23 protein-coding genes are annotated in these 26,749 nt (G+C 71.4%); 8 read left to right on the plus strand and 15 right to left on the minus strand.

Going from position 1 to position 26,749, the window contains the following annotated elements; genetic code table 11:
* Nucleotides 1–250: 250 nt before the first annotated feature.
* From AS029_RS00405 to AS029_RS00435, 7 genes are all read right to left on the minus strand, one after another.
* Nucleotides 251–1,030 carry a creatininase family protein gene (locus AS029_RS00405; RefSeq protein WP_058230648.1) on the minus strand — a complete coding sequence of 260 codons (780 nt, stop codon included), beginning with the start codon at nucleotides 1,028–1,030 and terminating at the stop codon, nucleotides 251–253.
* Nucleotides 1,027–2,358: an FAD-binding oxidoreductase gene (locus AS029_RS00410; RefSeq protein WP_058230649.1), complete on the minus strand. Its 1,332-nt coding sequence runs from the start codon at nucleotides 2,356–2,358 to the stop codon at nucleotides 1,027–1,029. Before AS029_RS00410 ends, AS029_RS00405 begins: the two co-directional genes overlap by 4 nt.
* A gap of 234 nt (nucleotides 2,359–2,592) precedes the next feature.
* On the minus strand, nucleotides 2,593–3,771 hold the full coding sequence (locus AS029_RS00415) for a hypothetical protein (RefSeq protein WP_058230650.1): 1,179 nt from the start codon (nucleotides 3,769–3,771) through the stop codon (nucleotides 2,593–2,595).
* A gap of 151 nt (nucleotides 3,772–3,922) precedes the next feature.
* Complete coding sequence (locus tag AS029_RS00420) at nucleotides 3,923–4,813, minus strand: ABC transporter permease (protein WP_058230651.1); 891 nt, start codon at nucleotides 4,811–4,813, stop codon at nucleotides 3,923–3,925.
* Nucleotides 4,810–5,586 carry an ABC transporter ATP-binding protein gene (locus AS029_RS00425; RefSeq protein ID WP_186807439.1) on the minus strand — a complete coding sequence of 259 codons (777 nt, stop codon included), beginning with the start codon at nucleotides 5,584–5,586 and terminating at the stop codon, nucleotides 4,810–4,812. The genes AS029_RS00420 and AS029_RS00425 overlap by 4 nt, the downstream gene beginning before the upstream one ends.
* 28 nt (nucleotides 5,587–5,614) lie before the next feature.
* Nucleotides 5,615–6,871 carry an amidohydrolase family protein gene (locus AS029_RS00430; RefSeq protein ID WP_058230652.1) on the minus strand — a complete coding sequence of 419 codons (1,257 nt, stop codon included), beginning with the start codon at nucleotides 6,869–6,871 and terminating at the stop codon, nucleotides 5,615–5,617.
* A gap of 223 nt (nucleotides 6,872–7,094) precedes the next feature.
* Nucleotides 7,095–8,282 carry a glycosyltransferase gene (locus AS029_RS00435; RefSeq protein WP_058230653.1) on the minus strand — a complete coding sequence of 396 codons (1,188 nt, stop codon included), beginning with the start codon at nucleotides 8,280–8,282 and terminating at the stop codon, nucleotides 7,095–7,097.
* 236 nt (nucleotides 8,283–8,518) lie between these two features.
* Between AS029_RS00435 and AS029_RS00440 the strand changes: the two genes are divergently transcribed.
* The 3 genes from AS029_RS00440 (at nucleotide 8,519) to AS029_RS00450 (ending at nucleotide 12,162) form a co-directional block, all read left to right on the plus strand.
* Nucleotides 8,519–9,745 carry a glycosyltransferase family 4 protein gene (locus tag AS029_RS00440; RefSeq protein WP_058230654.1) on the plus strand — a complete coding sequence of 409 codons (1,227 nt, stop codon included), beginning with the start codon at nucleotides 8,519–8,521 and terminating at the stop codon, nucleotides 9,743–9,745.
* Nucleotides 9,746–9,748: 3 nt separating this feature from the next.
* Nucleotides 9,749–10,768, plus strand: coding sequence for a glycosyltransferase (locus AS029_RS00445; protein ID WP_058230655.1), 1,020 nt, complete (start codon nucleotides 9,749–9,751; stop codon nucleotides 10,766–10,768).
* 188 nt (nucleotides 10,769–10,956) lie between these two features.
* On the plus strand, nucleotides 10,957–12,162 hold the full coding sequence (locus AS029_RS00450; protein ID WP_058230656.1) for an MFS transporter: 1,206 nt from the start codon (nucleotides 10,957–10,959) through the stop codon (nucleotides 12,160–12,162).
* Here the strand turns inward: AS029_RS00450 and AS029_RS00455 are convergent.
* The 4 genes from AS029_RS00455 to AS029_RS00470 are packed head-to-tail and all read right to left on the minus strand — an operon-like array spanning nucleotide 12,146 to nucleotide 15,970.
* Nucleotides 12,146–13,093 carry a PDR/VanB family oxidoreductase gene (locus AS029_RS00455; RefSeq protein WP_058230657.1) on the minus strand — a complete coding sequence of 316 codons (948 nt, stop codon included), beginning with the start codon at nucleotides 13,091–13,093 and terminating at the stop codon, nucleotides 12,146–12,148. The genes AS029_RS00450 and AS029_RS00455 overlap by 17 nt on opposite strands.
* Nucleotides 13,090–13,719: a helix-turn-helix domain-containing protein gene (locus AS029_RS00460; RefSeq protein ID WP_058230658.1), complete on the minus strand. Its 630-nt coding sequence runs from the start codon at nucleotides 13,717–13,719 to the stop codon at nucleotides 13,090–13,092. The genes AS029_RS00455 and AS029_RS00460 overlap by 4 nt, the downstream gene beginning before the upstream one ends.
* Nucleotides 13,716–15,014: an amidohydrolase family protein gene (locus AS029_RS00465; protein ID WP_058230659.1), complete on the minus strand. Its 1,299-nt coding sequence runs from the start codon at nucleotides 15,012–15,014 to the stop codon at nucleotides 13,716–13,718. Before AS029_RS00465 ends, AS029_RS00460 begins: the two co-directional genes overlap by 4 nt.
* Nucleotides 15,011–15,970 carry an XdhC family protein gene (locus tag AS029_RS00470; RefSeq protein WP_058230660.1) on the minus strand — a complete coding sequence of 320 codons (960 nt, stop codon included), beginning with the start codon at nucleotides 15,968–15,970 and terminating at the stop codon, nucleotides 15,011–15,013. Before AS029_RS00470 ends, AS029_RS00465 begins: the two co-directional genes overlap by 4 nt.
* A 51-nt stretch (nucleotides 15,971–16,021) precedes the next feature.
* Between AS029_RS00470 and AS029_RS00475 the strand changes: the two genes are divergently transcribed.
* The 5 genes from AS029_RS00475 to AS029_RS00495 all read left to right on the plus strand — a co-directional run bounded on the left by AS029_RS00475 (nucleotide 16,022) and on the right by AS029_RS00495 (nucleotide 22,170).
* Nucleotides 16,022–16,591 carry a nucleotidyltransferase family protein gene (locus tag AS029_RS00475; protein ID WP_058231158.1) on the plus strand — a complete coding sequence of 190 codons (570 nt, stop codon included), beginning with the start codon at nucleotides 16,022–16,024 and terminating at the stop codon, nucleotides 16,589–16,591.
* Nucleotides 16,592–16,883: 292 nt separating this feature from the next.
* Nucleotides 16,884–18,005 (plus strand): multiple monosaccharide ABC transporter substrate-binding protein, encoded by a 1,122-nt coding sequence (chvE, locus tag AS029_RS00480; RefSeq protein ID WP_058230661.1) that lies wholly within the window; start codon nucleotides 16,884–16,886, stop codon nucleotides 18,003–18,005.
* Between the two features lie 63 nt (nucleotides 18,006–18,068).
* Nucleotides 18,069–19,598, plus strand: coding sequence for a multiple monosaccharide ABC transporter ATP-binding protein (mmsA, locus tag AS029_RS00485; protein ID WP_058230662.1), 1,530 nt, complete (start codon nucleotides 18,069–18,071; stop codon nucleotides 19,596–19,598).
* Between the two features lie 5 nt (nucleotides 19,599–19,603).
* Nucleotides 19,604–20,824, plus strand: a complete 1,221-nt coding sequence (gene mmsB, locus AS029_RS00490) for a multiple monosaccharide ABC transporter permease (protein ID WP_058230663.1) — start codon at nucleotides 19,604–19,606, stop codon at nucleotides 20,822–20,824.
* A 134-nt stretch (nucleotides 20,825–20,958) separates the two neighbouring features.
* Entirely contained in the window at nucleotides 20,959–22,170 is a 1,212-nt protein-coding gene (locus tag AS029_RS00495) for an ROK family protein (protein ID WP_058230664.1), read from the plus strand.
* A gap of 163 nt (nucleotides 22,171–22,333) precedes the next feature.
* On the opposite strand, the gene AS029_RS00500 is transcribed toward AS029_RS00495, so the two are convergent.
* The 4 genes from AS029_RS00500 to AS029_RS00515 all read right to left on the minus strand — a co-directional run bounded on the left by AS029_RS00500 (nucleotide 22,334) and on the right by AS029_RS00515 (nucleotide 26,599).
* A complete protein-coding gene (locus AS029_RS00500) occupies nucleotides 22,334–23,263 on the minus strand; it encodes an NAD(P)-dependent oxidoreductase (protein WP_058230665.1) in 930 nt (309 codons plus the stop codon).
* 211 nt (nucleotides 23,264–23,474) lie between these two features.
* Nucleotides 23,475–24,914 carry an FAD-dependent oxidoreductase gene (locus AS029_RS00505; RefSeq protein ID WP_194293687.1) on the minus strand — a complete coding sequence of 480 codons (1,440 nt, stop codon included), beginning with the start codon at nucleotides 24,912–24,914 and terminating at the stop codon, nucleotides 23,475–23,477.
* Between the two features lie 2 nt (nucleotides 24,915–24,916).
* Entirely contained in the window at nucleotides 24,917–25,411 is a 495-nt protein-coding gene (locus AS029_RS00510; protein ID WP_058230667.1) for an ureidoglycolate lyase, read from the minus strand.
* A 474-nt stretch (nucleotides 25,412–25,885) separates the two neighbouring features.
* The gene (locus AS029_RS00515; protein ID WP_058230668.1) at nucleotides 25,886–26,599 is read right to left on the minus strand and encodes a GntR family transcriptional regulator; all 714 of its coding nucleotides are present in this window, start codon (nucleotides 26,597–26,599) and stop codon (nucleotides 25,886–25,888) included.
* Between the last annotated feature and the right edge of the window lie 150 nt (nucleotides 26,600–26,749).

The following is a 26,749-nucleotide window of genomic DNA, read 5'->3' on the forward strand; positions in this document are numbered from 1 at the left end:
AGAGGACTCCTGCGTCGTGTCGCGGTGACGCACGAGCCGTGGTCACCGCCGCTGCTGAGGGAGCGCAACCCGCTCGTGACGTTGTCACAGCGGTCCGACCGGACCGTACGCAGGAGAACCGCCGCCATTGCAGCGCGGAGCCGGCGTGATGACGGCCGCCGTGGCGCACATCTCCTGCGTTGTGTCGCGGGGCCGCCCGTTCCCCCGTCGGAGGCTCGGATCTGCAGGAGTCGTGCGCGCCGCGCCACCATCACGCGGTGTAGTCGAATCGGCTGATCTCCTCGAGCGCCTCGACGACGAACGACACGCTGTCCTCGAACATGCGCGCGCCGGCCTCGGCGTTTGCGCCGGTCGGGTCGCCGAGCACCCCCGTGGGACCGAAATCGTTCGACAGCCACCCGAACGTCACCGGCTTGGAGTTGAAGCCGATGTGGCGGAACTCGCCGATGTGCGCGGGCACCGTGGCGTGGAACTTCGCCGGGTCGACCAGCTCGGGACGCAGGTGCATGATCATGCTGGTCTCGCCGTAGCCGGCGTGAATGCCGGTGCCGTGCTCGTCGGGCGTGCCGTCGGTGCCGTCGAACGAGGGCACCCGTGCGGCCGGCATGAAGAACGTGCGCAGGCCGAAGCGGCGCCGCAGCTCGCGATTCGCCACGTTCAGCAGCGCGACGTTGCCGCCGTGGCCGTTGACGAACACCAGCGTCCGGGCTCGCGTGGTCAGCAGCGACCGCCCGATGTCGACGACCGTCTGCAGCATCGTCTCGGGTGTGAGCCACAGCGTGCCCGGCGCCCACGAGTGCTCGTCGGACTTCGTGATCGACAGCGTCGGCAGCTGCCAGACGTCGAGCCCCTGCGCCGCAGCGCGCGCGACGGCGGCCGTCGCGGCCGCCTCGGCGACGATGGCATCCGTCGCCAGGGGAAGGTGCGGGCCGTGATGCTCGATCGCACCGGTCGGCAGCACGACGATCGAGTCCTCGGTGAGGGCCTCGGCTGCGGCGGGGCCGCTGAGCTCTGCCAGAAGACGGCTCACGAGATGATCGCTCCCTTGCGTGCGCCCGTGTAGTCGGGGTTGAGCTTGCCGGGGTTCAGCAGCCCGTTCGGGTCGGTGACCCGGGCCGTCTCGATCGTCTGCTCGACGTTGAAGTCGACGTTCCACTGGTGCGGGTTGTGCACGCCGACGCCGATCGCGTTCAGCTCGGCGATGCCGCGGTACACGTCTTGTTCGCTGACGTAGGGCGCGGCGAGCATGCCGATGGGGAACGCCTTCGTCGACTCGATGTGCAGATGCGCGCCGGGGAAGACCGCCTCCACGGCATCGATGTCCTCGGCGAGCGGAGCGCCCGCGACCTCGAGGTGGAACACCTCGTGCGCCTGGCTCTTCTGGTACCACTCGATCGGGTGGTTGTAGCTGAGCATCGACAGCCGGATGCTGGCCTGCGGCCCCTCGCGCACGGCCTCCACGCGACCGCCCGCGCCCTCGATGATCGCGGTCACGGCGTCGACCTGGGCGGCATCCAGGATCACCCGCAGGCTCGACCGCCCCTCGGGGATGGCCTCGTCGGCGGGGAGGGATGCCGAGATCTCGGGTCCGTCGCCCGACACCAGACGCGGCGAGGGGGCGAGGTTGCCGATGGTCTGCACGACCGAGAGCGTGCCGGCGAAGTCGGGGAAGCTCGCCCACAGCCCGCGCCACTCGCGCAGCGGCTCGAGGCGCACGGTCGCGCGCACGATGACGCCCGCGGTGCCGTAGTTGTGCACGTACTTCTGGGCCTCGTCGCCCTCGACGTGGTGGATCTCGTCGCTGCCGTCGGCGTGCACGACGTCGAGGGCGGCGACGAAGCCGCGGTCATTGGAGCCGTACGCGATGGATCCGGTGCCGCCGGAGCCTCCCGAGAGGAACCCTCCGATGGTGGACTGCGCGGTCGAGGGGTACATCCACAGCGCCTGACCGGCTGCCCACGCGGCCTGTTCGAGCAGCACCATCGGGGTGCCCGCCTCGGCGGTGATGTAGCCGTCGCCGACCTCGACGATGGCCTTCGCGCGGGTGGTGTCGATGACGAGGCCGCCCTGCATCGGGATGGCCTGTCCGTAGTTGCCGGTGCCCTTGCCGCGCACGGTGACGGGAACACCGTGACGGGATGCCGCGGCCACGGCCGTGGCGATCTGCTCGGCGTTCGCGGCGAAGACGACGAGGTCGGCGAGGCCCAGCGGCAGCTGCGCCGCGATGATCGGCGACATCGGCGAGCCGTCGACGCTGGCGCGCTCGCGCACGCGCGGTTCGGTGCTGACGGCCGCGGGGCCGAGGAGGTCGAGCAATTCGTCTTCGAGGGAGAGGACGCGGGTGGCGGTGTCGCTCATGGGTGTGTCTCCGGATGGAACGGGTGGGGGCGGATGCCGGTGGTGCGGTGGGTGTCGGTCCCTTCGACGGGCTCAGGGACCTGGGTGGGTGCGGAGGTGGCTGAGCCTGTCGAAGCCGCCGGTGGTGCGGTGGGTGTCGGTCCCTTCGACGGGCTCAGGGACCCGGGTGCTGCTCGAGGCGGAACGATCCCACCGGACGGCCCGGCCCGCGCGAGGCGGACCGGGCCGAGCGGGTCAGAACGAGATCGACGTGTCGATGAACTCGTTCGTGTACAGGTCGGCGGGGGTGTAGCCGGCCGCGGGCGGGGTGCCCAGGTCGGTGTAGACCTTGCTCGCCTTCGTGAAGAAGTCGTCGAAGCGGCTCTCGTCGAAGTTGCCGTAGGTGGAGTCGGGGCCGTTGCCCACGAGGCCGAGGTCGACCTGCGTCTTGACGGAGTAGTCGGCGACGCCCTGCGTGTAGGTCCAGCCGGTGGCGTACTGGTCGACGAGCTCGAGGATGAGCGCGTTGGCCGCGGACGGGTCCTCGTAGTACGCGACGCCGGCCTTCTGCAGCACGGGCACGAGCTTGGTGAGGCAGGGCGACAGCTCGTCGAACTGGTCGGCCTTGACCGACATCGACGACTGGTACGTCTGCCATCCGGCGTCGTGGATGAGCGCGAAGTCGACGGGCTTGCCCCAGGCCGACACCTCGTTCTGGTACACGTACGGCTCGGCCGAGGCGAAGCCCTGCTGCATGTCCTTGCCGCCGGCGGCGACGAAGTTCGACGGGGTGCCGTCGTACGAGCCGTCGAGGATCGACGCGTCGGCGAGACCGGCGCTCTTGAGGTACTCGATGTAGGCCGAGCCGTCGAAGTAGCGCCACACGCCGCCGTTGGCGGAGAGGGCGCCCTTGACGTCATCCACCGTCTTGACGTCGGGGTAGGTCGCGGGGTCCCACATGACCATGGTGGGGCTGATGTCGAGCGGGGCGAAGACGGCCTTCGTGGGCGTGGTGCTCGACAGCTGGATCGCCTCGTCGGTGCTGACGTACCCCAGGGTGATCGCGTCGTCCTGGTACATCTGCGCCGAGACGGTCTGGAAGCCGATCGCGGGGCCGCCCGCGCGGATCTCGACGTTGACGCCGGTGTACTCGCCGTCCGACATCAGGGGACCGCTGACCGCCTTGGTGTTGGCGTCGATCGTGTAGTCGTCCTTGAGCAGCTCGTAGAGGTGACCGTGCTCGGCTTCGGGGTTCCAGTCGGTCTGGATGACGACGGTCGAGGGGCAGTCGGCCGAGAGGTCGACCGAGCCGATCTCCATGTCGGCGGCGGTGGGCGCCGTCTCCGCGGCGCTGCCGGCGCACGAGGTCAGGGTGAGGGCGATCGCGACGGCGCCGGTGACGGCGGTGCCGCGGACGAGAGTGGAGCGCTGCATGCTGGTTCGCTTTCTGTGACGGGGGTGGTGCTCTCGGGTGCGGGTGTTTCGGGTACGCCGGACACCGCCGCGTGCGCGCGCGGCGTCCGGAGGGGGCGGATCCCGGATGCCGCGCGGCTGGGCTCGCGGCATCCGGAGGGGAGGGTGCGGGTCAGAGGGTGCTGTCGTACCAGCGGCCGACGGCCACCTTCGACAGCCAGCCGAAGAAGGCGAAGATGGCGACGCCCAGCAGGCAGGCCGCGAGGATGGCGGCGAACAGCTCGGCGCTCTGCAGGCGCGACTGGTAGTTGGCGATGAGCGAGCCGATGCCCGGTTCGCCGCGGCGGAAGAAGTAGTCGCCGACGATCGCGCCGATCACCGAGAGTCCCGCGGAGGTGCGCATGCCGACGAAGATCGACGGGAGTGCGGCCGGGAGGGTGAGCTTGGTGAGCACCGTCCACTTGTTGGCCTTCTGCAGGCGGAACAGCTCGCGCTGAGACTTGTCGACCGACTGCAGGCCGAACAGGGTGTTCGACACCATCGGGAACAGGGCGATGAGCACGCAGACGATGACGCGGGCGAGGAACTCATAGCCGAACCAGAAGCCGACCAGCGGCACGAGGGCCAGGATCGGGATGCACTGGAGCATCACGGCGTAGGCGTAGGTGGAGCGTTCGACCCAGCGGGCCAGCGACATCGCGATGGCCCACCCGATGCCGAGCACCATGGCCACGAAGAGTCCCGTGAGCGCGACGCCGGTCGTGCGGAAGAGGGCGATCCAGATGTCGGCCCCGACCTGCGGGTCGAAGAAGCCGAGGGTGAACATCTCGTGGGGCATGGGCATGAGGAAGCCCTTGCCCGACGCGGCCAGCCCGATCGAGACGGCGTACCAGACGCCGAGCAGCACGACGAGCACGGCCAGCGGAGGTCCGATGACGGCGGCCCGGGCACCGAATCCGCGTCGGCCGGGGTTCACGCGGGCGCGCGGGGGCGTGGGCGGGGGAGTGGATGCCGTGGGCGCGGGCGACGGGGCGACGACCGGCTCTGCAGACGTGGTGCTCATGAGTGTCCTTCCCGAAGGGCGTGGGAGACCTCGCCGACGAGCTTCGCGTATTCCGCGGTGTAGCGGATCTCGGGGTCGCGGGGCATGTCGAAGGGGACCTCGAAGGTGTCGACGAGGTGGCCGGGGCGTCCCGACATCACGACGACCTTGGTGGAGAGGTAGATGGCCTCGGACACCGAGTGGGTGATGAAGAGGCCGCCGAACTTCTGCGCGACGAAGATCTTGATGAGTTCGTCGTTCAGGCGTTCGCGGGTGATCTCGTCGAGGGCTCCGAACGGCTCGTCGAACAGGAAGAGCTCGGGGTCGAGGGTGAGGGAGCGGGCGAGCGAGGCGCGCATCTTCATGCCGCCCGACATCTGCTTGGGCAGGTGCTTCTCGAAGCCCTTCAGCCCGACGAGGTCGATCGCCCACTGGGCCTTCGGCGTGCGCACGCGCTTGGGCTGCCAGTTCAGCTCGGCGAGCAGTTCGACGTTCGACTGCACGTCGCGCCAGGGCAGCAGCGTCGCGTCCTGGAAGACGTAGCCGATGCGATCGGTGTTGACGACGGCCGTGCCCTCGCTCGCGGTCTCGAGCCCCGACGCGATGCGCAGCAGGGTCGACTTTCCGCAGCCGGACGGGCCGACGACGCTGACGAACTCGCCGCGCGAGACGGTGAGATCGACGCCGGAGAGGGCGGTGGTGCCGTTGGGGAACGTCATGGCGACGTTGCGGAAGTCCAGGATCGGCGCGGTGGGATCCGCGACGGACACCGGGGCGGGAGAGGCCAAGGTCACGGGGCGCTCACTTTCCGTTGGGGGCGGGTTACGACGCCGTCGCGGGTGCGGCGGGGCGGAGGGGAACGGATGCCGCGGTCTCGGTCGAGACGGTGGTGCGGCTGACGAGGCGGCCGCGGTGGATCACGATGCGGTCGGCGCTGGCGAAGGCGACGGCGTCCCCCAGCGAGGCGGCTTTCACCGCGACGAGGTCGGCGCGGGCGCCGGCGACGGGACCGGCGAACGGCAGCCCCATGACATCGCGGGCGCCGACGGTCACGGCATCCATCGCGTCCTCCGGCGGCAGGTGGCCGGCACTGACGAGGAGCGAGGCGGTTTCGAGGTGGTCGCAGCGCCCGACGGGGTTGAACGGGTCGCGCACGTTGTCGGCGCCGGCCGCGACGCGCACACCGGCGGCCTTGAGCCGGCCGATCGGTGCGATGCCGCGGGGGACGGCCCGGTCCAGACCCCATCCCTGCAGGTACAGGTTGGTGATGGGCAGGGCGATGATCCCGATGTCGGCGGAGCGGATGCCGTCGGCGAGCGCGGTCAGGTCGGCCTCGGCCATCATGCTCAGGCGCACGCAGTGGCCCGCGGTGCGGGGGCGGTGCCAGCCCGTGACCTCGCGGGCGTAGGCGGCGAGGGTGTCTGCTCCCGCGAGGCTCTCGTCGGTGTGCAGGTCGAGGCCGACGTCGCGCCGGCGGGCGAGGGCGATGAGGCGCTCGAGGTCGGCGATCGGATCGTCGGCGAGGTGCGGCGCGCCGCCCACGAGGTCGACGCCCGCGTCGAGGGCCGCCTCGAACACGTCGTCGTCGACCGTGGGTCCGCCGAGGGCGACGAGTTCGATGTCCATGAGGCCCGCGAGCTCGTCGCGCAGGCGCACGAGGGCGCGCACGCCGGTCAGGGCGTCGGCGCCGCGGAGCAGGTCGACGTGCGTGCGCACCGCGGTGATCCCGGACGCCAGCATCCGCAGGGCCGTGGAGCGCGCCCGATCGAGCGTGTCGTCTTCATCGAGTGTCAGGGCGAAGGCGTGCCAGCTCTCGATCGCGTGCTCGAGATCGCCGAACGGGGGCTGGACGGCATCCCACGACTGCGACTTGTCGAGGTGCGCGTGAGGTTCCGCACCGGCCGCGGTGAGGAGGTAGCCGTCGAGGTCGAGCACGTCGCCGTCGGTGTCGGGGAGCGGGCTGCCCGCCGGAACGACCGCCAGCACCTCTTCGCCGTCGAGCGCGATGTCGACGACCGCGCCGGAGGCGAGGCGCGCGCCGCGCAGAGCGGCGATCGAGGCGGGTGGAGCGGCGGACACGGGGGCCTCCGGGAGGGCGAGAAGACAGGCGTCGAGACGGGAACCACGACAGCGGGGCGAGCCGCCGGAAGCGGCTGCGTCAGTGTTGGTGTGACCAACATCCGGCGATGCTCCGATGCTAGGAACCGCGCGTTTCCGCTGTATTTCCTCGGCGTGACCCTCGTGACAAAGTTGTCGGGGCGCGCTCTCGTGCTTCGTTCGCGTCGCGAGCCGCCGGCGGACGTCAGCGTCGGCGCGCGAAGATCTCCCGGGCATCGGCGTACACCGCGGCCACCCGGTCGACGTGCGTTGCGAAGTCGAGGGCGAGCGCGCTGTCGGCGGCGCCACGCGCCAGGCGATCGCGGAGTGCCGGGTCGAGGGCGAGACACCGCAGCGCCCCGGCGAGGGACTCCGGGTTCGCCCCCGTCGTGACGATTCCGTTCTCGCCGTCGCGGACGAACGACCCCGCCGCCTGCGGGGTGGCGATCACCGGTCGGCCCGAGAGCAGGCTCTCCGCGATGACGAGGCCGAACGTCTCGGGCCAGAGCGAGGGGAAGACCAGGGCCGTGGCCGACGCGATGAGGGCCGCCTTCGCGTCACCGTCGAGCCAGCCGGCATAGATGACACGGCCGGTCGCGGCGGCCCGCTCCACCGCCGACCGTTCCGGGCCGTCGCCGGCGATGACGAGCTCGGCGTCCACGCCGAGGAGCTCCCACGCCTGCAGTAGCAGCGTGACGCCCTTCGCCGCCTGGAGCTTGCCGAGGAAGACGAAGCGCGGGCGGACGGACGGCGTCATCGGCGGTAGTGCAGGAGCCGGTGCCGGCCACCCGTGCGGAAGCACACGCTGGTCGACTCCATCGCTCGGCATCCCGAGAGCGCGGTGGCGCGCGAGCGTCCGCTCGCTCGGGAACACGAGAACGGTGGCGCGGCGGGCGGCCGACCAGATGGCCCGCGCGCGGAGCCGCTGCACGTCGCCCAGATCGTCGGGCTCGCGGCCGTCGCGGATGGTCGTCGAGGTCGTGTCGACGAGGCAGTAGTCGTGCACCGTGTGGACCACCGGTGCGTGTCGCGCGCGCAGCGCCTGGGCGCCCAGTCCCTGGAAGCGATGAACGTGGACGACTCGCCCCGTCTTCTGCGCATCGAGCACGGAGGGCACCGGAGTCACGGCGCCGATCAGGTCGAGCGCGTGGAATGCGACCTTGGCGGCGGCTCCCCCGCCGTGCTGATCGGGGCGGTAGGGCCGGCGTACCCGCACCGAGCGGACGCGGATGCCGGCGCGTTGCGCCCGTTCCACCGTGCGGCGGTCCGTCCAACCCGTGACGATCTCGACGTCGGCGCCCCGGCGTACCTGCTCCGTCGCGAGCGCCAGGACGTACGACTCGGCGCCACCCAGGGGAGCGACCAAGCTGCTCTGCACGTGGGTGATGTCCACCGAGTGTCCCTTCTCGCGCGGGCGTTCGACCCGGCCGAACTCTACGGGCGCTCGCGCGGCCGCTCGTCGGCGGCGGCGAGCGGTGCTCGGGACTCCGCGACGCGCTCACCCGCCGGGGGAGGGGTGGCCGCGTTCGCCTTCACCCCCGGTGCGGGCGGTGTGCCGGAACGCCTCGCGAACGGTCGCCACCCGGAGAGTGGGAGCTCGTCGGAACCCACATCGACGGGAGGTCGCACGTGCGGATCGTCAGCGTCGCCCCCGTCGTGCCGTTCGATGGCATTCCGCACGCCGGAGGACACTACTTCCTGCGGCACGTGCGGGCCCTGCGCGCCCTGGGGCACGACGTCACCGTCGTCGCACCCGCCACCGCCGAGAACCGCGCGGCCGCGGCGAAGACGGCGGGGGAGTTCGCGAGCGTCCTCGTCGAGATCGCCGATGCGGCCCGCGGGCTGGGCCGCATGGGCGCCGTCGTCGAACGCCAGCAGCAGCGGTTCTTCCCCGTCCGGCCCGTCCGTCGGGTGCGGCGGGCGTTCATGTCGTCCGCCGAGGTGCACGCCCGCTTCTTCACCGCCGACGTGATCGAGTTCCAGTGGACGGAGACGGGGTGGCTCGGCCGGGGGATCACGACGCGCGCGCGGCGGATCGTGGTCGCCCACGACGTCCTGCTGCAGACGGCGGAGCGCTCCGTCGCCGCGGGCGGCGCGCCCTGGCATCCGCGTGCGCTGGTCGCCCGCTCGCGACTGCTGACCGTGCGTCGCGATGAGCGCCGGGTGTACGCCGACGCCGACGCGGTGCTCGTCTTCAGCGGAAAAGATGCCGCGATCGCCCGGCGAGCATCGCCTTCGGCGTCGGTCCACGTGGTGCGACCGCCCTTGGGCGAGCCGCTCGCGGCGACGAGGGTGTCCGTTCCGTCCGACGGCTCGGTGCTCTTCGTCGGCGCCTTCGACCGCTCCGTCAACGCCGAGGCGGCACTGTGGATCATGCAGGAGATCGCTCCCCGCGTGCACCGGCGGCATCCGGGAGCGGTGTTCGTCTTCGCCGGAGCCCACCCCACCGCCGAGATGGTGCGTGAGAGCGCGCGTCGGCCCGAGGCCGTGAAGGTGACCGGTCGCGTCGAGTCGCTCGAGCCGTTGTACGCCGGCGCGGCCGTCGCCCTGGTTCCGCTTCGAGCGGGGGCGGGCGTGAAGTTCAAGACCGTGGATGCCATGGTGCGGGGCATCCCCGTCGTGTCGACGTCGATCGGGGTCGAGGGGATCGTCGACGACTCGCTGTCGGTGTTCGCGGTCGCCGACGAGGCTGACTCGTTGGCCGCGGCGGTCTGCGCGGTCTTCGACGACGTGCCGGCGGCTCGGCGCCAGGCGGAGGCGATCCGACGCGTCGCCGTCGAGGAGTTCTCCGTCGACCGGTTCCGCCGTGCGTTGGCGGAGATCTACGGTCCCGCGAACGCTCCCGTCGAAAGGTGAGCCATGCCCGTCTCCTCCCCTCCGCGCGTCATCGGCGCCACGGTCACGTACGGCTCCCGTGCGGCCTCGTGCCTGGCGACGGTCGGCGCGATGCGCGCCGCGGGGGTCGTGGCCGTCGTCGTGGTCGACAACGGGTCGGTCGATGACGCGAGGCGGCAACTCGATGCGTACGCGCGAGCGCACGCACCCGTGGTGCGTTACCACCGTCTGGCGCGAAACGAGGGCTCTGCGCCTGCCTTCGGTTTCGCGATCGAGCGTGCCCTGGAGTCGGATGCCGACTACCTGTGGTTGCTCGACGACGACAACCTGCCGCACGGCGACGCGCTGGCGATCCTGTTGGCGGAGGAGCAGGCGATGCGCGCAGCCGGAATCGATCTGTGCGCTGTCGCGCCGACTCGCGCGCCCAGCGACGATCCTCGGGAGATCGCCGCGGTCCGTCGCGCGGAACAGGCCCGGGAGCAGCCCCGAGAGGACCGGTCGTTCGCGGGCGTGGAGTTCGCCCTGTTCGCCCGGCGCGCGCTCGAGCGGCTCGGGCTGCGGCGTCCGCGGATCTCGCGCGACGCGGCTGTCGTGACCTACGCGCCCTACGGCGGGCTGCTGGTGCGCCTCGACGTGCTGCGGCGGATCGGTCTCCCCGACGCCGACCTCGTCCTCTACGGCGACGACCTCGAGTACACGTCGCGCATCGTGCGCGCCGGGGGCTGCATCCGCCTGTCTGCTGAGGCGGTCGTGGTGGACCCCCGGGGAGGACGATGGATGCCGCCGGGCTTCGAGGTGCTCGCGATGTTCCGCTCCACCGATGACGCCCTGCTGTACTACTCGATGCGCAATCGCATCCACCGAGAGCTGCGGACGGGACGACGCCACTCCCTCGCGCGGTGGACGAACGCGGGACTCTTCTGGGCCCTGTGCCTCGTGTGCCTGGCGGTGACACGGCGGCCGCAGAAGCTGAGGGTGCTGGGCCGTGCGGCGGCGGACGCGTGGGCCGGCCGCCTCGGTCGACGCGTGGAGCTCGCCGGGTGAAGTCTCGTGGCCCCCTGGCCACCGGACGGGTGAACCCGGGAGTCGGCTCGTCACCGACTGACAGGACTGAGGTGCGAGAATCGTCGAGGCTTCTCGCCGTCCGCCCCGCCCGCCCCCGTCGTTCCGGAGACCCCCTGTCCGTCTCGCGCCCGGCTGACATCGCGCGCGGCCCCGGCACACCCACTCCGGTGCTGCTCGCCACGCAGTTGCTGTTCAACGTCGGCTTCTTCGCCGTCGTCCCTTTTCTCGCGCTGGTGCTGAGCGACGACTTCGCACTCGCCGCGGCCGCGGTCGGTCTGGTGCTCGGAGTGCGCACGTTCGCGCAGCAGGGCATGTTCCTCGTGGGCGGGGTGCTCGTCGATCGTTTCGGCGCGCGGCGCACGATCCTCACCGGCTGCGCGGTGCGCGTGCTCGGCTTCGCAACCCTGGCGATGTCGCTGCTCGCGCCGACGCCGCAGCTCGCGGCGTTCGTCGCCGGAACGGTGCTGACGGGGCTGGGCGGCGCCCTGTTCTCGCCGGGGATCAACGTCCTCGTCGCGGATGCCGAGCAGCGCCGCGCCCCCGCTCGATCCGGCACCCGCGCCTCGCTGTTCGCGTGGCTGAGCGTGGCGGGAGAGCTCGGGGCGGTCATGGGCCCCCTGGCCGGGGCGGCGCTGCTCGGGTGGGGGTTCGTCGTGGTCGCGTTCGCGGGCGCCGCGTTCTTCGTGCTCATCGGCGTGCTCCTCGCCGTCGCGCTCCCTGGGCGAGCGGCCTCCGGACCGGCGCGCGGCATCCACGGCCGGTGGTGGTCGCTGCGCGATCGCCGTTTCGTCGGCTTCTCGGCCCTGCACGCCGCCGACCTGCTCGCCTTCAACCAGCTCTATCTGGCGCTGCCGCTGCAGCTCGCTCGCGCCGACGGGGGCGCGGGTCTGGTGGCGCTGATGTTCGCGTGGGCGTCGGCCCTGACGCTGGTGCTGCAGCTGCCGGTGTCGCGGTGGTGCCTCCGACGGGGCGCCGCGCGTGCGCTGCGGAGCGGATACGTGGTCTCGGCCGCCGGCTTCGCCGTGGTCGCCGCATCCACGGTGCTCCCGCTCGACGCCGCCGCGCAGATCGTCGCGGTGTTCGTCGCCGCCGGGCTCGTGATCCTCGGGCACCTCACGACGAACCCCACCGCCCAGGGCCTCGCCCCGCGATTCGCGGGAGCTCTTCCCACCGGCTCGTTCTTCGGTCTGCTGTCGACCTGCGGCGGCATCGCCGTGCTCCTCGGCAACATCGCCGTCGGTGCTCTGCTCGGCTGGAGCGCCGCCCCTGCCGCCGCGTGGCTGCTCCTCGCCGCCCCACTCGTCGTCGCCGCGATCCTGGCACCGCCGCTCGCGGCATCCGCCGGACGGACGGGGTCTACAGCTCCAGAGTGATCCGCTCGCAGGCCGCCCGGGAGACGCACACCATCATCGTGCGGTTCGCCGCCTGCTCCTCCGGTGACAGCACCGAGTCGCGATGCTCGACGTCGCCGTCGACGACGGCGACCTCGCACGTGCCGCAGGTGCCGACGCGGCAGCTCGAGGGCACGATGGCGCCGGCCTCCTCGACCACGTCGAGCACCGATCGCTCGGGCGGCACCGTCACGGTCACCCCCGACAGCATGAGATCGACCTCGAACGGCTCCGTCCACACCGGCGGGCCCAGCACCTTGGCCTCGAACCGCTCGAGGTGCAGGCTCCCCCCGGGCCAGGCGGCCATGGCATCCTCGAGCCCTTCGAGCAGACGAGCGGGCCCGCACGCGTAGACGACGGTCCGGGCGACCGGGCTGCCGAAGCGCTCTCCGAGATCCAGGCGGCGCCCCTCGTCGGCGGCGTAGACCTCCACGCGCTCGCCATAACGCTCGGCGAGCTCGTCGACGAATGCCATCGTGGCCCGCGAGCGTCCGGCGTACAGCAGCGTCCAGGACGCCCCCGCGGCTTCGGCCGCCTCGATCATCGGCAGGATCGGGGTGATCCCGATGCCGCCCGCGACGAAGACGTACGTGCGGCCGGCCGTGGGCGCGAAGAGGAAGTGGTTCGCGGGCCCGCGCACGCGCAGCGGCGCCCCTTCGTGGGCGTTCTCATGCAGCCAGACCGAGCCCTCGCGCTCACGCAGCACGCCGATGCGCCAGGTGCCGCGCTCGGCGACCGAGCCGCACAGCGAATACTGCCGTTCGAGGCCGCCGGGGAGCACGACGTCGATGTGCGCGCCGGGCGACCAGTGCGGCAGGGTGCCGGTGACCCGCTCGAGGTCGAGCAGCACGATGCCGTCGGCGGCATCGCGCCGCGCGCGCACGACGACGTCGAACGTCACGCCCCCGCTCACGCGTCGACCTCCGCCCGGTCGTCGCCGCCGCCGTGCACGAGATCCTTCACGATCAGCAGGCGGTACGTCGTGCCGTCGGGGGAGTGCCATCGGTGCGGTGTGCCCGAACGACAGTAGATGGAGTCGCCGACCCGCAGGGTGCGCTCGCCGTAGACACCGAACGAGATGACGATCGAGCCCTCGAGCACGGTGAGGAACTCGTCCTCCTCATGAACGTAGTGGTCGCCCGGTACGGCGTTCGATCCGGTGAATTCGAGCGGCTCGAACCGGCGCGGCCCGGTGGCGAGCAGCCGCGCCGTGCCTTCGGCGTAGGGGCCGATCACGCCCTCGTCGGCCCCGACGAAGGAGGGACGCGTGTCCTGGTCGGTGCGCGGCGGCTCGGAGGCCGCGATGAGCTCGACCCGGCTCGTGCCGAGCGCGCGCGCGAGGCGTTCCAGGCTCGCCATGCTGGGGCGGGCGAGACCCCGCTCGAGCTGGCTCAGGAAGGGATGCGAGAGCGTCGCCGCCTCGGCGAGCTGGGTCAGTGTCAGCCCGCGCGCCTTCCGCAGGCCGCGCAGGTGGGCACCGAGCAGTTCGTCACCGGTGGGGGCGTCGTCGACATCGATCGCGGGGGCCATGGTGGTCATCGTCGCACTCTCTCGTACAGCTGGGCGACGATCTCATCCTCGTCGGCGGTGGTCAGTCGGCCCTCGTCGACGACGACGCGTCCGCCGACGATGACGGTGCGCGGCCGGCGGCCGGGAGAGGCCCAGAGCAGTCCTGCGACCGGATCGGCGACGCCGGCGTCGGCGACGCCCGAGACGTCCCACAGGCACAGGTCGGCGGCCGAACCGGGAGTGAGCCGCCCGAGCTCGGGGCGGCCCAGTCCGTCGGCGGAGCCGGCGGTGGCCATGTCGAGCACCTCGGATGCCGGCAGCTGCGGCCCCACGAGCGCCGAGACCTGCATCGCAAGGCGCGCGTCGGCGAGCAGGTGCCCCGCGTCGTTGCTGCCGCCGCCGCTGGTTCCGAGGCCCACGGCGAGCCCGGCGTCGCGCAGCCGACGCACCGGGGCGATGCCCCACCCCATCGGCACGTCGCAGCCGGGCGCGTGAGTGGCGGAGACCCCCGACGCGGCGAGGCGGGCGATCTCGTCATCGGTGACGTCGCAGAGGTGGGCGAGGGTGACGTCGGGACCGAGCCAGCCCCACTCCTCGAGCAGGTCGAGGGGCCGTGCGCCGTAGCGCTCGAGCGCGATCTCGACGTCGACGACCTCGTTCGCCTGCGTCCGCCGGCGCAAGCCGTGCTCGCGCGCGACCTCCCCCAGCAGGTCGAACGTCTCACGCGAATCGCTGTGCACGCCCGCCGGCCCGACGGCGACCTGCAGCATGCCGTCGCTCGAGACGCCGCCGTGGATTCCCGGGAGCAGGGCTCGCACGATGGCGTCGGCCGAGGCGGCGGCCTCCTGCGGGTCATCGCGCGCGGCGCCCCGCACGAACACCAGGCGCGCTCCGAGCGCAGCGGCGGCGTCGGCCGCGGCCCGTGCCATCCCTACCGTGTCGGCGCCGCACGGCCACGTGAGGTGGTGATCGGCGACGGTGGTCACTCCGCAGAGGAGGGCTTCTGCGAGGCCCGCGCGTGCGGCGAGACCGGTCAGTTCGGGGTCGACGCCCGCCTTCGTGTAGGCCGCGGCCATCGCGGGCAGCCACTCGCGCATCGGGATGCCACGGGTGCCCGGGAGCGTCCGGAACGCCGTCTGCAGCAGATGGTGGTGGGCGTTGACGAGACCGGCGGTGACGACGCACCCGGTGGCATCCATCTCGATGGCGTCGGTGAGATCGGCGGTCTCGACGATGACCCCGTCGACGCTCACGACGTCGCCGGTGCGCACGCGTCCGCCGCCGTCGACCACGGCCACCGCGCCGCGCACCACGAGAACGCTCACGCGGTCCTCACCGCGCAGGAGTCCGCGACGCGATGCAGGCCGGGCCGCCGCGACTCGCGCAGGGGCCGGGCGTCGGCGGCGTTCCGGGATGCCACGATCTCGGCGATCACCGACAGGGCGGTCTCTTCGGGGCTCGAGCCGCCCAGGTCGAGGCCGAGTGGGGAGTGCAGTCGCGAGAGCTCGGCATCCGTCACCCCTGCTGCTCGCAGCAGCTGCGCGCGGCGCGCGACGGTCGCCCGCGCGCCCATGGCGCCGACGAAGCCGACGGGCATCCGCAGCGCGGCGCGCAGGGCCGGCACGTCGAGACGTTCGTCGTGGGTCAGCACGCACACCGCGGTGCGGACGTCGGGGGCGGGAAGCTGCGCGAGGTAGTCGTGCGGGGCGGCGACGACGAGCTCGGACGCGTCGGGGAAGCGTTCGGGGGTGACCAGCAGGGCCCAGTCGTCGCAGACGGTGACGGCGAAGCCGGCCGCGGCTCCGAGCCGGCAGAGTGCGGCGGCGTGCTCGCCGGCGCCCAGGATGACGAGGCGGGGTGCCGCCGGGCGGTGCAGGTGCAGATCGCCGCCGTCGAGGGGCAGGTGCACCGCCGCTTCCCGGCCCGCGCGGGCGTCGACGAGCGCCGGCATCACACGCGCCGGGTCGAGGGGATAGGCCACGACATCGACGGCCCCTCCACAGGCCAGCCCCGCAGCGATGGGGGTCACGGTGCCGTCGTCGGTGAAGCCGAACCGTGCGCGCCGCACCGAGCCGGTGCGTAGAGCGTCGAGGCCCAGCATGACGGCGTCGTTCTCGACGCAGCCGCCCGAGATGGAGCCGATCACCCGGGCCCCACGGGTGACGGCGAGGGTGGCTCCGACCCCCCGTGGGGCGCTGCGGACCACGCGGGTCACCGTCACCGCCGCGACGGGCTCACCCGCCGCGAGCAGCGGCACCAGGTCGGCGGCCAGATCGAGCATGCACTCGACCGTAATCGGGGCATGTTTCGCGCGCGCTACGCTGTCGTCACCATGCCGGCCATCCCCTCCGACGCCCCCTGCGGGCTGGTGCTCGCCGCGGGCGCCGGGCGCCGGTTCGGCGGCCCGAAGGCGCTCGCTCGCACCGCCGCGGGGACGCCGTGGGTGGCCCTCGCCGCCCGCGCGCTGCGCGAGGGCGGGTGCAGCGAGGTTCTCGTGACGCTCGGCGCATCGGCCGACGAGGCGGTACCCCTCCTCCCCGGGGGTGTGACGGTGGTGCGCGTCCCCGACTGGCAGACGGGCGTGGCGGCCTCGGTGCGCGCGGGCATCGAGGCGGCGGCATGCGGGTCCGCTCCGGCGGTCGTGGTCCTTCCCGTCGACACCCCGGATGCCACGTCCTCCGCCGTGGCGCGACTCGCTCGTCGCGCAGCACGCGGGTCGCTCGCGTACGCCACCTACGACGACGCCCCCGGACATCCGGTCCTCATCGGCCGGGATCACTGGAGCGCCGTGGCCGCGTCGGTGCGCGGCGATGTCGGTGCTCGTCCGTATCTCGTGGCGGCGGGGGCGGATGCCGTCGAGTGCGGCGATCTGTGGTCGGGGGTCGACCGCGACGAGCGCTGAGGGCGCGCGCCTCTCGACGCGGCAGCGTCGTATGCGGCGAGTCGAAAAGCTGGCTATCTCGTCAGTCTCACGGTCCTGATGGCGAGAGCACGTGGCATCCATCACGACTCGATCACGCCCCGAACCTATTTTGTTGCACCTATGGACAAACCCCACCCGGAGGGATATTTTTTCGGAGCCGTCATAATCCGACGGATCGCAGAGCCGGGAACGACGACGTATCCGATCCGACGCCGGGGAGGGCGCGGGTACGACCACGGGGTCCCTGCCGTTCAGAGAGGAACGCAGTCACATGCTGAAGAAGATCATGACCGGTGCGGCCATCGCGGCGCTCGCCGTGGGGCTCGGAGCGTGCAGCTCCACCCGCCCGGCGGACGGCGGCAGCGATGCCGCCGGCGGCGCCACCGGCGAATGCAACGTCGGCATCGCGATGCCGACCCGCAGCCTCGAGCGCTGGATCAACGACGGCGAGCAGTTGCAGCAGAAGCTCACCGACGCCGGCTGCACCGTCGACCTGCAGTACGCCGACAACAAGACCGACCAGCAGATCAGCCAGATCCAGAACCAGATCTCGGGCGGAGCGAAGATCCTCGTCATCGCCGCGATCGACGGCTCCACCCTCGGCCCCGTGCTGGAAGAGGCGAAGTCGCAGAACGCCACCGTCATCGCCTACGACCGTCTCATCAACGGCAGCGAGAACGTCGACTACTACGCCACCTTCGACAACTACAAGGTCGGCACCCTGCAGGGGCAGTACATCGAGGAGCAGCTCGGCCTCAAGACGGGCGCGGGACCGTTCAATCTCGAGCCGTTCGCGGGCAGCCCCGACGACAACAACGCCAAGTTCTTCTTCGCCGGCGCGTGGGACGTGCTCCAGCCCTACGTCGAGAAGGGCCAGCTCGTGGTTCCCAGCGGCAAGTCGCCCGCGAACGACGACGCGTGGGCGTCGATCGGCATCCAGGGCTGGGCGTCCGACAAGGCGCAGTCCGAAATGGACAACCGCCTGTCGTCGTTCTACGGCGACGGCAAGAAGGTGAACGTGGTGCTCTCGCCCAACGACAGCCTCGCGATCGGCATCGAGGCGTCGCTCAAGTCCGCCGGCTACACCGCCGGCGCCGAGTACCCGGTCATCACGGGCCAGGATGCCGACAAGGCCAATGTCAAGGCGATCCTCGACGGCGCGCAGTCGATGACGGTCTGGAAGGACACCCGTGCCCTCGGCGACCGCGTATTCACGATGATCCAGGAGATCAAGGACGGCCAGGAGGTCGAGGTCAACGACACCGAGACCTACGACAACGGCAAGAAGGTCGTGCCCTCATACCTGCTGACCCCCGAGGTCGTCGTCAAGGATGACGTGCAGTCGAAGCTCATCGACTCCGGCTTCCTCTCGGCCTCCGACGTCGGTCTCTGATCCCTCACGGCTGGGCGGATCTCTGGTCCGCCCAGCCGCTCGATCCCGACGGAGGGACACTCCATGACCGAACCGATCCTGCGCATGTCGGGGATCTCCAAGTCCTTCAACGGCGTTCCGGCGCTCGCCGACGTGTCGATCGACGTCCACCGCGGCGAGGTCCACGCGATCTGCGGTGAGAACGGCGCCGGCAAGTCCACGCTGATGAAGGTGCTGAGCGGGGTCTACCCGGCCGGCAGCTTCGAGGGGACCATCACCCTCGAGGGTGAGCCGATGGCATTCCGCTCCATCAACGACAGCGAGGCCGCCGGCATCGTCATCATCCACCAGGAGCTGGCGCTGAGCCCGTACCTCTCGATCGCCGAGAACATCTTCCTCGGCAACGAGAAGTCGCGCCGCGGCGTCATCGACTGGAACGCCACCAACACCGCCGCGGCCGAGCTGCTCAAGCGGGTCGGGCTCCGCGAGAACCCCGCAACCAAGATCTTCGAGCTGGGCGTCGGCAAGCAGCAGCTCGTCGAGATCGCCAAGGCGCTCGCCAAAGAGGTCAAGCTCCTCATCCTCGACGAGCCGACGGCCGCTCTCAACGACGATGATTCCGCGCACCTGCTCGACCTGATCGACCAGCTGCGCACCCAGGGGATCACCTGCATCATCATCAGTCACAAGCTGAAGGAGGTGCTCCGCATCTCCGATCGCATCACGATCATCCGCGACGGCCGCACGATCGAGACGATGCACCGCTCCGATCCGGGCACGGACGAGGGGCGCATCATCCGCGCCATGGTCGGCCGCGACCTCAACAGCCTCTTCCCGCCGCGCGAGCCGGACATCGGCGAAGAGCTGTTCCGCGTCGAGAACTGGACCGTGCACCATCCCGTCGACACCGAGCGCGTCGTCATCGACGATGCCTCGTTCATGGTGCGTGCGGGGGAGATCGTCGGGTTCGCCGGTCTCATGGGCGCGGGTCGTACCGAGCTCGCCATGAGCATCTTCGGCCGCATGTACGGCACGGGGATCTCAGGGGAGGTCTACAAGAACGGCCGGCAGATCGACGTGAAGACGGTGGATGCCGCCATCAAGCACGGCATCGCCTACGCCACCGAGGACCGCAAGAAATACGGTCTCAACCTCATCGGCGACATTCAGGTCAACGTCTCGGCATCCGCCCTCGCCCGCCTCGCGCGCCTCGGCGTCGTCGACCGCCACCGCGAGTACAAGGTGGCCGACTCGTACCGCTACAAGATGAACATCAAGGCGCCCAGCGTCGCGGCCATCACCGGTCGCCTCTCCGGCGGGAACCAGCAGAAGGTCGTGTTGTCGAAGTGGATGTTCACCGGGCCCGACGTGCTCATCCTCGATGAGCCCACCCGCGGCATCGACGTCGGGGCGAAGTACGAGATCTACGGCATCATCAACGAGCTCGCGGCCCAGGGCAAGGCCGTGATCGTCATCTCGTCGGAGTTGCCCGAGGTCATCGGCCTCTCCGACCGCATCTACACCATCTCCGAGGGACGCATCACGGCCGAGGTCAGCCGCGACGACGCCACGCAGGAGACCCTCATGCGGCACATGACCGCCGGAAGGAACTGACAGACATGGCCACCGCATCCACCCAGACGGTCGAGGCGCCGACCCAACCGGGGCCGCGCCGCCGCGGCATCCTGGCTCGCATCAACTTCCGTCAGTTCGGCATCCTCGCCGCGCTGGTCATCATCATCGCTCTGTTCCAGGTGCTCACCGGCGGACGCCTGCTGCTCCCCGGGAACGTCAATAACCTGATCCAGCAGAACGCCTACGTGCTGATCCTCGCGATCGGCATGGTCATGGTGATCATCGCCGGCCACATCGACCTGTCGGTGGGCTCGGTCGTGGCCATGGTCGGTGCGATCGCGGCGATCGCCATGAACCAGTGGGGTGTGCCGTGGTACCTCGCGGTCGTGCTGTCGCTCGTCGTCGGCGCGATCGTCGGTGCGTGGCAGGGGTTCTGGGTCGCCTTCGTCGGCATCCCGGCCTTCATCGTGACGCTCGCGGGAATGCTGCTGTTCCGCGGCCTCACGCTCGTGCTGCTCACGGGCGGCACGATCAGCGGCCTCCCCGACGGCTTCACGGCCATCGGAGCCGGGTGGCTGCCGCCCGTGCTCGGCTATCTCGGCAATTGGGACGCGCTGACGCTCGCGCTCGGCGCCGTCGCCAGCGCCGCGCTGGTCGTGCAGCAGGTGCGCACCCGCGCGACGCTGCGCCGACTGGAGTTGCCGCGCGAGGTCGGATGGTCGTTCTGGGCGAAGAACATCGCGGCAGTGGTCGTCATCATGGCGGCGTCCTTCACCCTCGCGACCTACAACGGCACTCCGATCGTGCTGATCATCCTGGCGGTGCTGGTGCTCGCCTACACCTTCGTGCTCAACCGCACGACGTTCGGCCGGCACATCTACGCCATGGGCGGCAATCTGTTCGCCGCGGTGATGAGCGGTGTGAAGACGAAATGGGTCAACTTCTTCATCTTCGTCAACATGGGTGCTCTCGCCGGGCTCGCCGCCGTGGTCAGCACCGCGCGCGCGGGCAGCGCCGTCGCCGCGGCAGGTCAGAACTACGAACTGGATGCCATCGCGGCGGTGTTCATCGGCGGCGCGGCCGTGCAGGGCGGCATCGGCACCGTGGTCGGGGCCGTGGTCGGCGGCCTCGTGATGGGCGTGCTCAACATGGGTCTGTCGATCCTCAGCGTCGACGCGGCCTGGCAGATGGCCATCAAGGGGATCGTGCTGCTGCTCGCCGTCGCGTTCGACATCTTCAACAAGCGCCGCAACGGAGGTGTCTGAGCCGAGGGGGAGCGGCCGTGGGGCGCCGCTCCCTCTCATCGACGCCCGCGGGCGGGCCCTTCGCGTGTCGGCGTGCGTCGGACCCACACGGTGCTCGATGAGCGCAGTGGGATGATGGGGGAGGTGCGCCCCTCATGACCCCTGCTGTATTCGAGCCGGCAACGCCGCTCGCCCCGCCGGCCGGTCGTACGACGAACGACCTGATCCGTCAGCAGAACCTCTCGTCCGTCCTTTCGCTCGTCCACTCGAGGGGAGCGCTCTCACGCGCGCAGCTCGGCGCCACGACGGGCCTGAATCGCTCGACCGTGACGGGTCTGGTCATGGAGCTCACCGAGCTCGGCCTCGTGCGCGAGGCACCCGGCGGTGAACGCACGGGCAAGGTCGGTCGCCCGACCCTCGACATCGAGCCAGAAGACCACGTGGCCGCTCTCAGCGTTCGCGCCGAGCCGCTCGCGGTGACGGTGGCCCTCGTCGGGCTGGGCGGGGTCGTGCACGCGCGACTGCGTCACGACACGGCCGGCGCCCCCTCGCCGAAGCGCTTCGTGCAGATCGTGAGCTCGTCGGTCGAGGCGATGCGCGCCGACATCGACCGGCACTACCGCGTGGTCGGCGCGGGTCTGGCGGTGCCGGGACTGGTCAACGCCAACGGTTCCGTCCTCGTGTCGCCGACGCTCGGGTGGAAACGCGACCCGGTCTCAGCCCGTCTGAGCGATGAACTCGGGATGCCGGTGGCCGCGGGCAACGACGCCAGCATCGGCGCCCTCGCCGAGTCGCGTTTCGGCGTCGGGGTGGGCGTCGGCAATCTGCTCTACCTCGGCGGTGCCATGCATAGCATCGGCGGGGGCCTCATCATCGACGGCACTCTCCTGCGCGGCACCTCGGGCTACGCGGGCGAGCTCGGGCACACGGTCGTGGATCCGCGCGGGCGGGCCTGCGTCTGCGGCCGCCGCGGCTGCCTGGAGGCCGAGGTCAGCCTCGACATCCTCGAGCCGCTGCTGGGGCGACGCAAGCTCGACGAGGACGAACTCGACGTCGAACTGGGCGTCGCTCGCAGCCCCCGCGTGCTGGCGGAGGTCACGCGCCAGGTCGAGCTGCTCTCGGTGGCGCTGACGAACTTCGTCAACGCCTTCGCCCCCGAGACGGTCGTGCTCTCGGGCTACCTCGGCTGTCTGCTCTCGGTGAGCCGCGAACGACTGGCCGATGCGGTGCGCGTGCATCCACTGGGCGCCGAGGGGCGCACCATCCGGCTCGAACGCGCACACCTGCGCTCGCGACTCATGCTCGTCGGCCCGGCCGAGCTCGCCTTCGCCGACCTGCTGTCGAATCCCGCCGGCTTCCGCGGCTGACCTCGGGCGTCAGCGCACCGGGGTCGTGCCTCCCGGCGGCGTCGCGTCCCGCCGGCGTCGGGTCCCGCTTTCGAGTGTCAGACGCGCCGTCCAGAAGCCGCGCGATGCGGCGCGTCTCGAGGACAGGCGGACAGGCGGCGGGAGAAGGCGGATCCAGCGGGAGTCAACCGCCGATCACGACGTTCAGCGGTTCCTCGCCGGCGCGCAGGCGGTCGATCTGTCGGCGCAGCAAGCGGGCGATGCGGGGGCGCATGGCATCCGTCGCCCCTCCGACGTGCGGGGCGATGAGCACGCCCTCGAGGCTCCAGAGCGGATGGTCCGCGGGAAGGGGCTCGGGGTCGGTCACGTCGAGCGCCGCCCGGATGCGCCCGCGCCGCACGTGCGCCACGAGCGCATCGGTGTCGACGAGCGGGCCGCGGCCGACGTTGACGACGAGGGCGCCGTCGGGCAGTGCCGTCAGGGCCGCATCGTCGATGACGTGGCGCGTCGCGTCGCCGCCGGGCAGGGAGGCGATGAGGATGTCGGTCTCGGCGAGAACGTCGTCGAGCTTGCCGAGAGGGAAGACCTCGACGTCATCCTGCAGGCGGCCGTGCGAGGCGACGGCTCTCAGCTCCACCTCGAAAGGCTTCAGGCGCGCGGCGATCGCCCGGCCGACGCCGCCGAAGCCGAGCAGGGTGACCCGCTGGTCGGCGAGACCCGTCGCGCCGCCGCCGATCCACTCGCCGCGGTCCTGCGCGCGCACGAAGTCGGGCAGGCGGCGCTGCGCCGCGAGGGCGAGCGCCACGGCCAGCTCCGCGGTGGCGGTCTCATGCACGCTCGACGCGTTCGCGAAGACGAGGCCGTCCGGCAGGCGACCTTCGACGTTGTCGTAGCCGATGGACTGGCTCTGCACCAGGCCGACCTCGACCGTCGACAGCGCCTCGATCACGCCGTCCATCGACATGTACGGCGGCACGACCATGTCGAAACGGTCGCGCGGGGCGGCATCCTTCATGTCCCACACGACCACATCGACGCCCTCGGGGAGGGGCTGCAGGTCGCTTCGGAGCTGAGCGGTGGGCACGGACACGATGAGGGGGGTCTCGGAGGTCACGCGCTTCACGCTACCCGGGCGTCCGGGGGTGTGGGAGGGCGGTGCACAACGCAGGAGTTCTGTGCCACCCGGCGGCGACGGGCCCGCGGTGGTGCGGCCTCGGGCGGATCTCCTGCGTTGTGCCCGAGCCGCGGCGCACGGTGACCGACGGTCGCACTTCGCCCCGGCCGTCAGCCCAGGGCTATCGCCCTGCGGCCGCTGGCCCCGCCCGTCAGCCGATGGCGACGGCCGCGGACCGCCGCCCGATGTGCACTCCCACGGGGACGTCGTATGCGAGGTACTCCGCCAGCAGGGCGTCGGCGTCGCGCTGGAACAGTCGACGCGACAGCGCGGCGGCGAGCTTCGTCGCTCCCCCGACGAGACCGGGGATCTGGTGACTCAGCATGCCCTGGCTGATGCGCGCGCCGTGGTTGAACATGTGGATGCGCGACATCGCCTCCCCGCCCCGGCGGTCGACGAGCCCGAAGTCGTCATCGAGGTACGGGAAGGCAGCCAGCCCGGGGTTCTGCGCGGCATCGGCCGGGGTCAGACGGTCGCTCCAGAGCACGGCATCCCGAGCCACCGTCGCCAGCTCGGGGCGGCGAACGAGGTCGGCGGCGATCCCCGTCGCGGCGAGCACGACGTCGTAGCGATGGATGCCATGCGGCGTCGTCACGGCGATCTCGCCTCCGGTCCACTCGACGTGCTGCCACGGTGATGCGGTGAGGAAGCGGAACTCGTCGAACGCGTGCGCGCGCCACAGGGCGTTCTGGGTGGCGGGCTGATCGACGGCCGACAGGTGCACGTTGAACGCCCACTTCTGCGCATCGGTGAACGAGCCGTAGTTCTCGATCAGACCGGCGAACTCCATCCACCGGTACGGGCTGATCTGTGGCATGGCGGGACGGCGCATGTGCACGTCGACGCTGGCCGCCCCGTGTTCGAGCGCGGTCGCGGCGTTGTCGAACGCGCCGGTGCCCGCGCCCAGGATGCCGATGCGCCGTCCCGCGAGAGCGGCGAAGTCGATGTCGTCGTGCGTGTGGTGCACGCGGTCGGCGGGGAGCCCGTCGAGGAGGGCCGGAATGTGGCGACCGCCGGCACCCTCGATGCCAGTGGCCAGCACGACGTGACGGGCGGGGAGCAGCCACTGTCCGTCGGGGCCGTCGAGGTGCAGCTCCAGGGGAGCATCGTCGGTCGTGGTCAGCAGCCGCGTGACGCGGGTGGAGGGGACGACGGTGATGTCGGACACCTCGCGGTACCACTGCAGGAAGCCCTGCCACGCGGTGGTGGGGAAGTACTCGATCGCGTCCCACGCCTCCGCGCCGTACACCGCTTCGAACCAGGCGCGCGGGCTCACCGCGGGGGTTCCCCAGGTGGGCCACGCGATGTCCTTCGGGGTGCGCAGCGTGTGCATCCGGGCGTAGGTGGTCCAGGGGCCGGCGGCGCCCGCGGGTGCGGCGTCGAGCACGACGACGTCGTCGATCCCGCGGCGACGCAGGCCGCGGGCCAAGACGAGCCCGGCCTGCCCGGCGCCCACGATGACGACGGGCCGCACACCGTCGCGGGCGGACACCCACGATCGCCCGTCGCCGGCGCTGAGCGCGGCCTGGTGCGCCGCCTCGCGCTCGAGGGCCGCGAGGCGGGCGGCGGCGTCGGGCAGCTCGGACAGCACGTTCACTCCCCGTCGATGACGACGCGCACGCCGAAAGCGTCGTCGAGCCGGTGGTTGTGGTGGTCGGTCACGTTGGTGTCGTCGAGCTCGAGGTTGACGAAGTCCATGCTCGGCTCGGCGAAGAAGGGCCCCGCGTGCCAGGTGCCCTTGCGCATCGTGATGGCGGTGCGCGGCGGGATGCGGAACGCGCGCAGGTCGTCGAGCCCGGGCTCGTCGATGCCGGGCGCAGCCACGGCGATCGTCCACTCGACGTCGCCGACCGCCATCAGCGTCTGCGTGGTCTCGAGGTGGCGCGTCACGCGGACGAACGTGGCCGGCTTGTCTTCGAGGTGCATGAGGTAGAAGCGCGGGATGCCGTTCGACACGTCGAGCACGGCCTCTTCGGCGGTGAACGGGGTGCCGTCCTCCATCGGGGTCAGCACGACACCGTAGGGCTCGAAGCCCACGGGGGTGACGGTGTCGGAGGTCAGGGCGTGGGCGGTGAGGGTGTCGGACACGGCGGCTCGCTTTCATCGGGTGAAGCGATCGTATGCTTGTCCAACAAGTTTGCCGCGTCTTGTTGGACATGTTTACTCCGGCGTTACGATCGCGAAACGCTGCCGCGAGCCCCGTCGGCTCTCTGCTGCCCGGCGCGTTCCTGCCACTCCCCTCGGGGTTCGCCCCGACTCGTCGCGGCGTGACTTGCGCCTTGTGCTCGCGCGACGGGGCGCGAGGCGCGCGTAAGGCGCGAGTCACCGGGGTGGGTGGGCGCGCGGCGGGGGAGTTGGCTTCGACTTGTTGTGGCGTGACTTGCGCCTTGTGCTCGCGCGACGGGGCGCGAGGCGCGCGTAAGGCGCGAGTCACCGGGGTGGGTGGGCGCGCGGCGGGGGATTTGGCTCCGACTCGTTGTGGCGTGACTTGCGCCTTGTGCTCGCGGGGCGGGGCTTGGGGCGCGCGCAAGGCGCGAGTCACCCGGGTGGGCGGGCGCGGGCTCAGGAGCGGACGCGGCGGATCAGCGCGTTGCGCAGCCCCGCAGGCGCGGGCAGCTGCACCTCGCGCGACCAGTACCCGATGCGGTCGTCAGCGCCGTATCCGCAGTAGGTCATCTCGATCACGGGGGTGCCGGTCTCGGCATCCAGGATCTTCGCGCGCTTCGCGTCGAGGCGGATCGCGTCGATCCACATGGTCTCCCAGGCGACCCGGATGCCGTTGGCGGTTTCGGCGAGATCGAACACCGGCCGGCGCGGGTCGAGCTCGACGTCGCGGGCGAGGGGCACGAGGTCTTCGGCGAGAGCGTACGGGGCGCCGTCGACGCGCCACATCTTGCGCGTGCGCAGCACCTCGGTGCCGTCGGGCAGGTCGTCGTATCGAGCACCGTCGGGTGCCAGGGCGAAGCGGTCGGCCGCGACGACCTCGAGGGTGGGCTCATAGCCGGCGGCGCGGATCGACAGGGAGTGATCGAACTGCTCGTCGATGCGCCGGCCCACCCCCGGCAGGCGCCGGTTGGGCGAGGTGCGCGCGCCCTGCGTCCGGTGCACGTACCCGCGCTCCTCGAGGCGGATCAGCGCCTCGCGCACGGAGTTCCGGCTCGCGCCGGTCAGCTCGGCCAGACGCGGTTCGGACGGCAGCGTTTCGGCATCCGCTCGCCAAAGGTGCAGGATGCGGTCGATGAGCGCGTCCTGATCAGGGGCGCGCTCGTCGGTCACGTGCTCACGCTACCGCGCGGGCTGCGGGTCACGGCACGGGCCGCGGCGAGGACGCGAGATCCCTCGACGATGTCGAGATCACCCCGGATTCGACGGCATCGCGGGTCATCTCGGCACGGGCATGATCTCAGCGCCGGCAGGCGGGCCGCG

It is taken from the genome of Microbacterium enclense (assembly GCF_001456955.1).
Classification (GTDB): domain Bacteria; phylum Actinomycetota; class Actinomycetes; order Actinomycetales; family Microbacteriaceae; genus Microbacterium; species Microbacterium enclense.

Coding starts and splice junctions, on each gene's coding strand:
- AS029_RS00410 (WP_058230649.1), bottom strand. CDS start 2,358: ATGAGCGACACCGCCACCCGCGTCCTCTCCCTCGAAGACGAATTGCTC.
- AS029_RS00415 (WP_058230650.1), bottom strand. CDS start 3,771: ATGCAGCGCTCCACTCTCGTCCGCGGCACCGCCGTCACCGGCGCCGTC.
- AS029_RS00420 (WP_058230651.1), bottom strand. CDS start 4,813: ATGAGCACCACGTCTGCAGAGCCGGTCGTCGCCCCGTCGCCCGCGCCC.
- AS029_RS00445 (WP_058230655.1), top strand. CDS start 9,749: ATGCCCGTCTCCTCCCCTCCGCGCGTCATCGGCGCCACGGTCACGTAC.
- AS029_RS00460 (WP_058230658.1), bottom strand. CDS start 13,719: ATGACCACCATGGCCCCCGCGATCGATGTCGACGACGCCCCCACCGGT.
- AS029_RS00470 (WP_058230660.1), bottom strand. CDS start 15,970: ATGCTCGATCTGGCCGCCGACCTGGTGCCGCTGCTCGCGGCGGGTGAG.
- AS029_RS00475 (WP_058231158.1), top strand. CDS start 16,022: ATGCCGGCCATCCCCTCCGACGCCCCCTGCGGGCTGGTGCTCGCCGCG.
- chvE (WP_058230661.1), top strand. CDS start 16,884: ATGCTGAAGAAGATCATGACCGGTGCGGCCATCGCGGCGCTCGCCGTG.
- mmsA (WP_058230662.1), top strand. CDS start 18,069: ATGACCGAACCGATCCTGCGCATGTCGGGGATCTCCAAGTCCTTCAAC.
- mmsB (WP_058230663.1), top strand. CDS start 19,604: ATGGCCACCGCATCCACCCAGACGGTCGAGGCGCCGACCCAACCGGGG.
- AS029_RS00495 (WP_058230664.1), top strand. CDS start 20,959: ATGACCCCTGCTGTATTCGAGCCGGCAACGCCGCTCGCCCCGCCGGCC.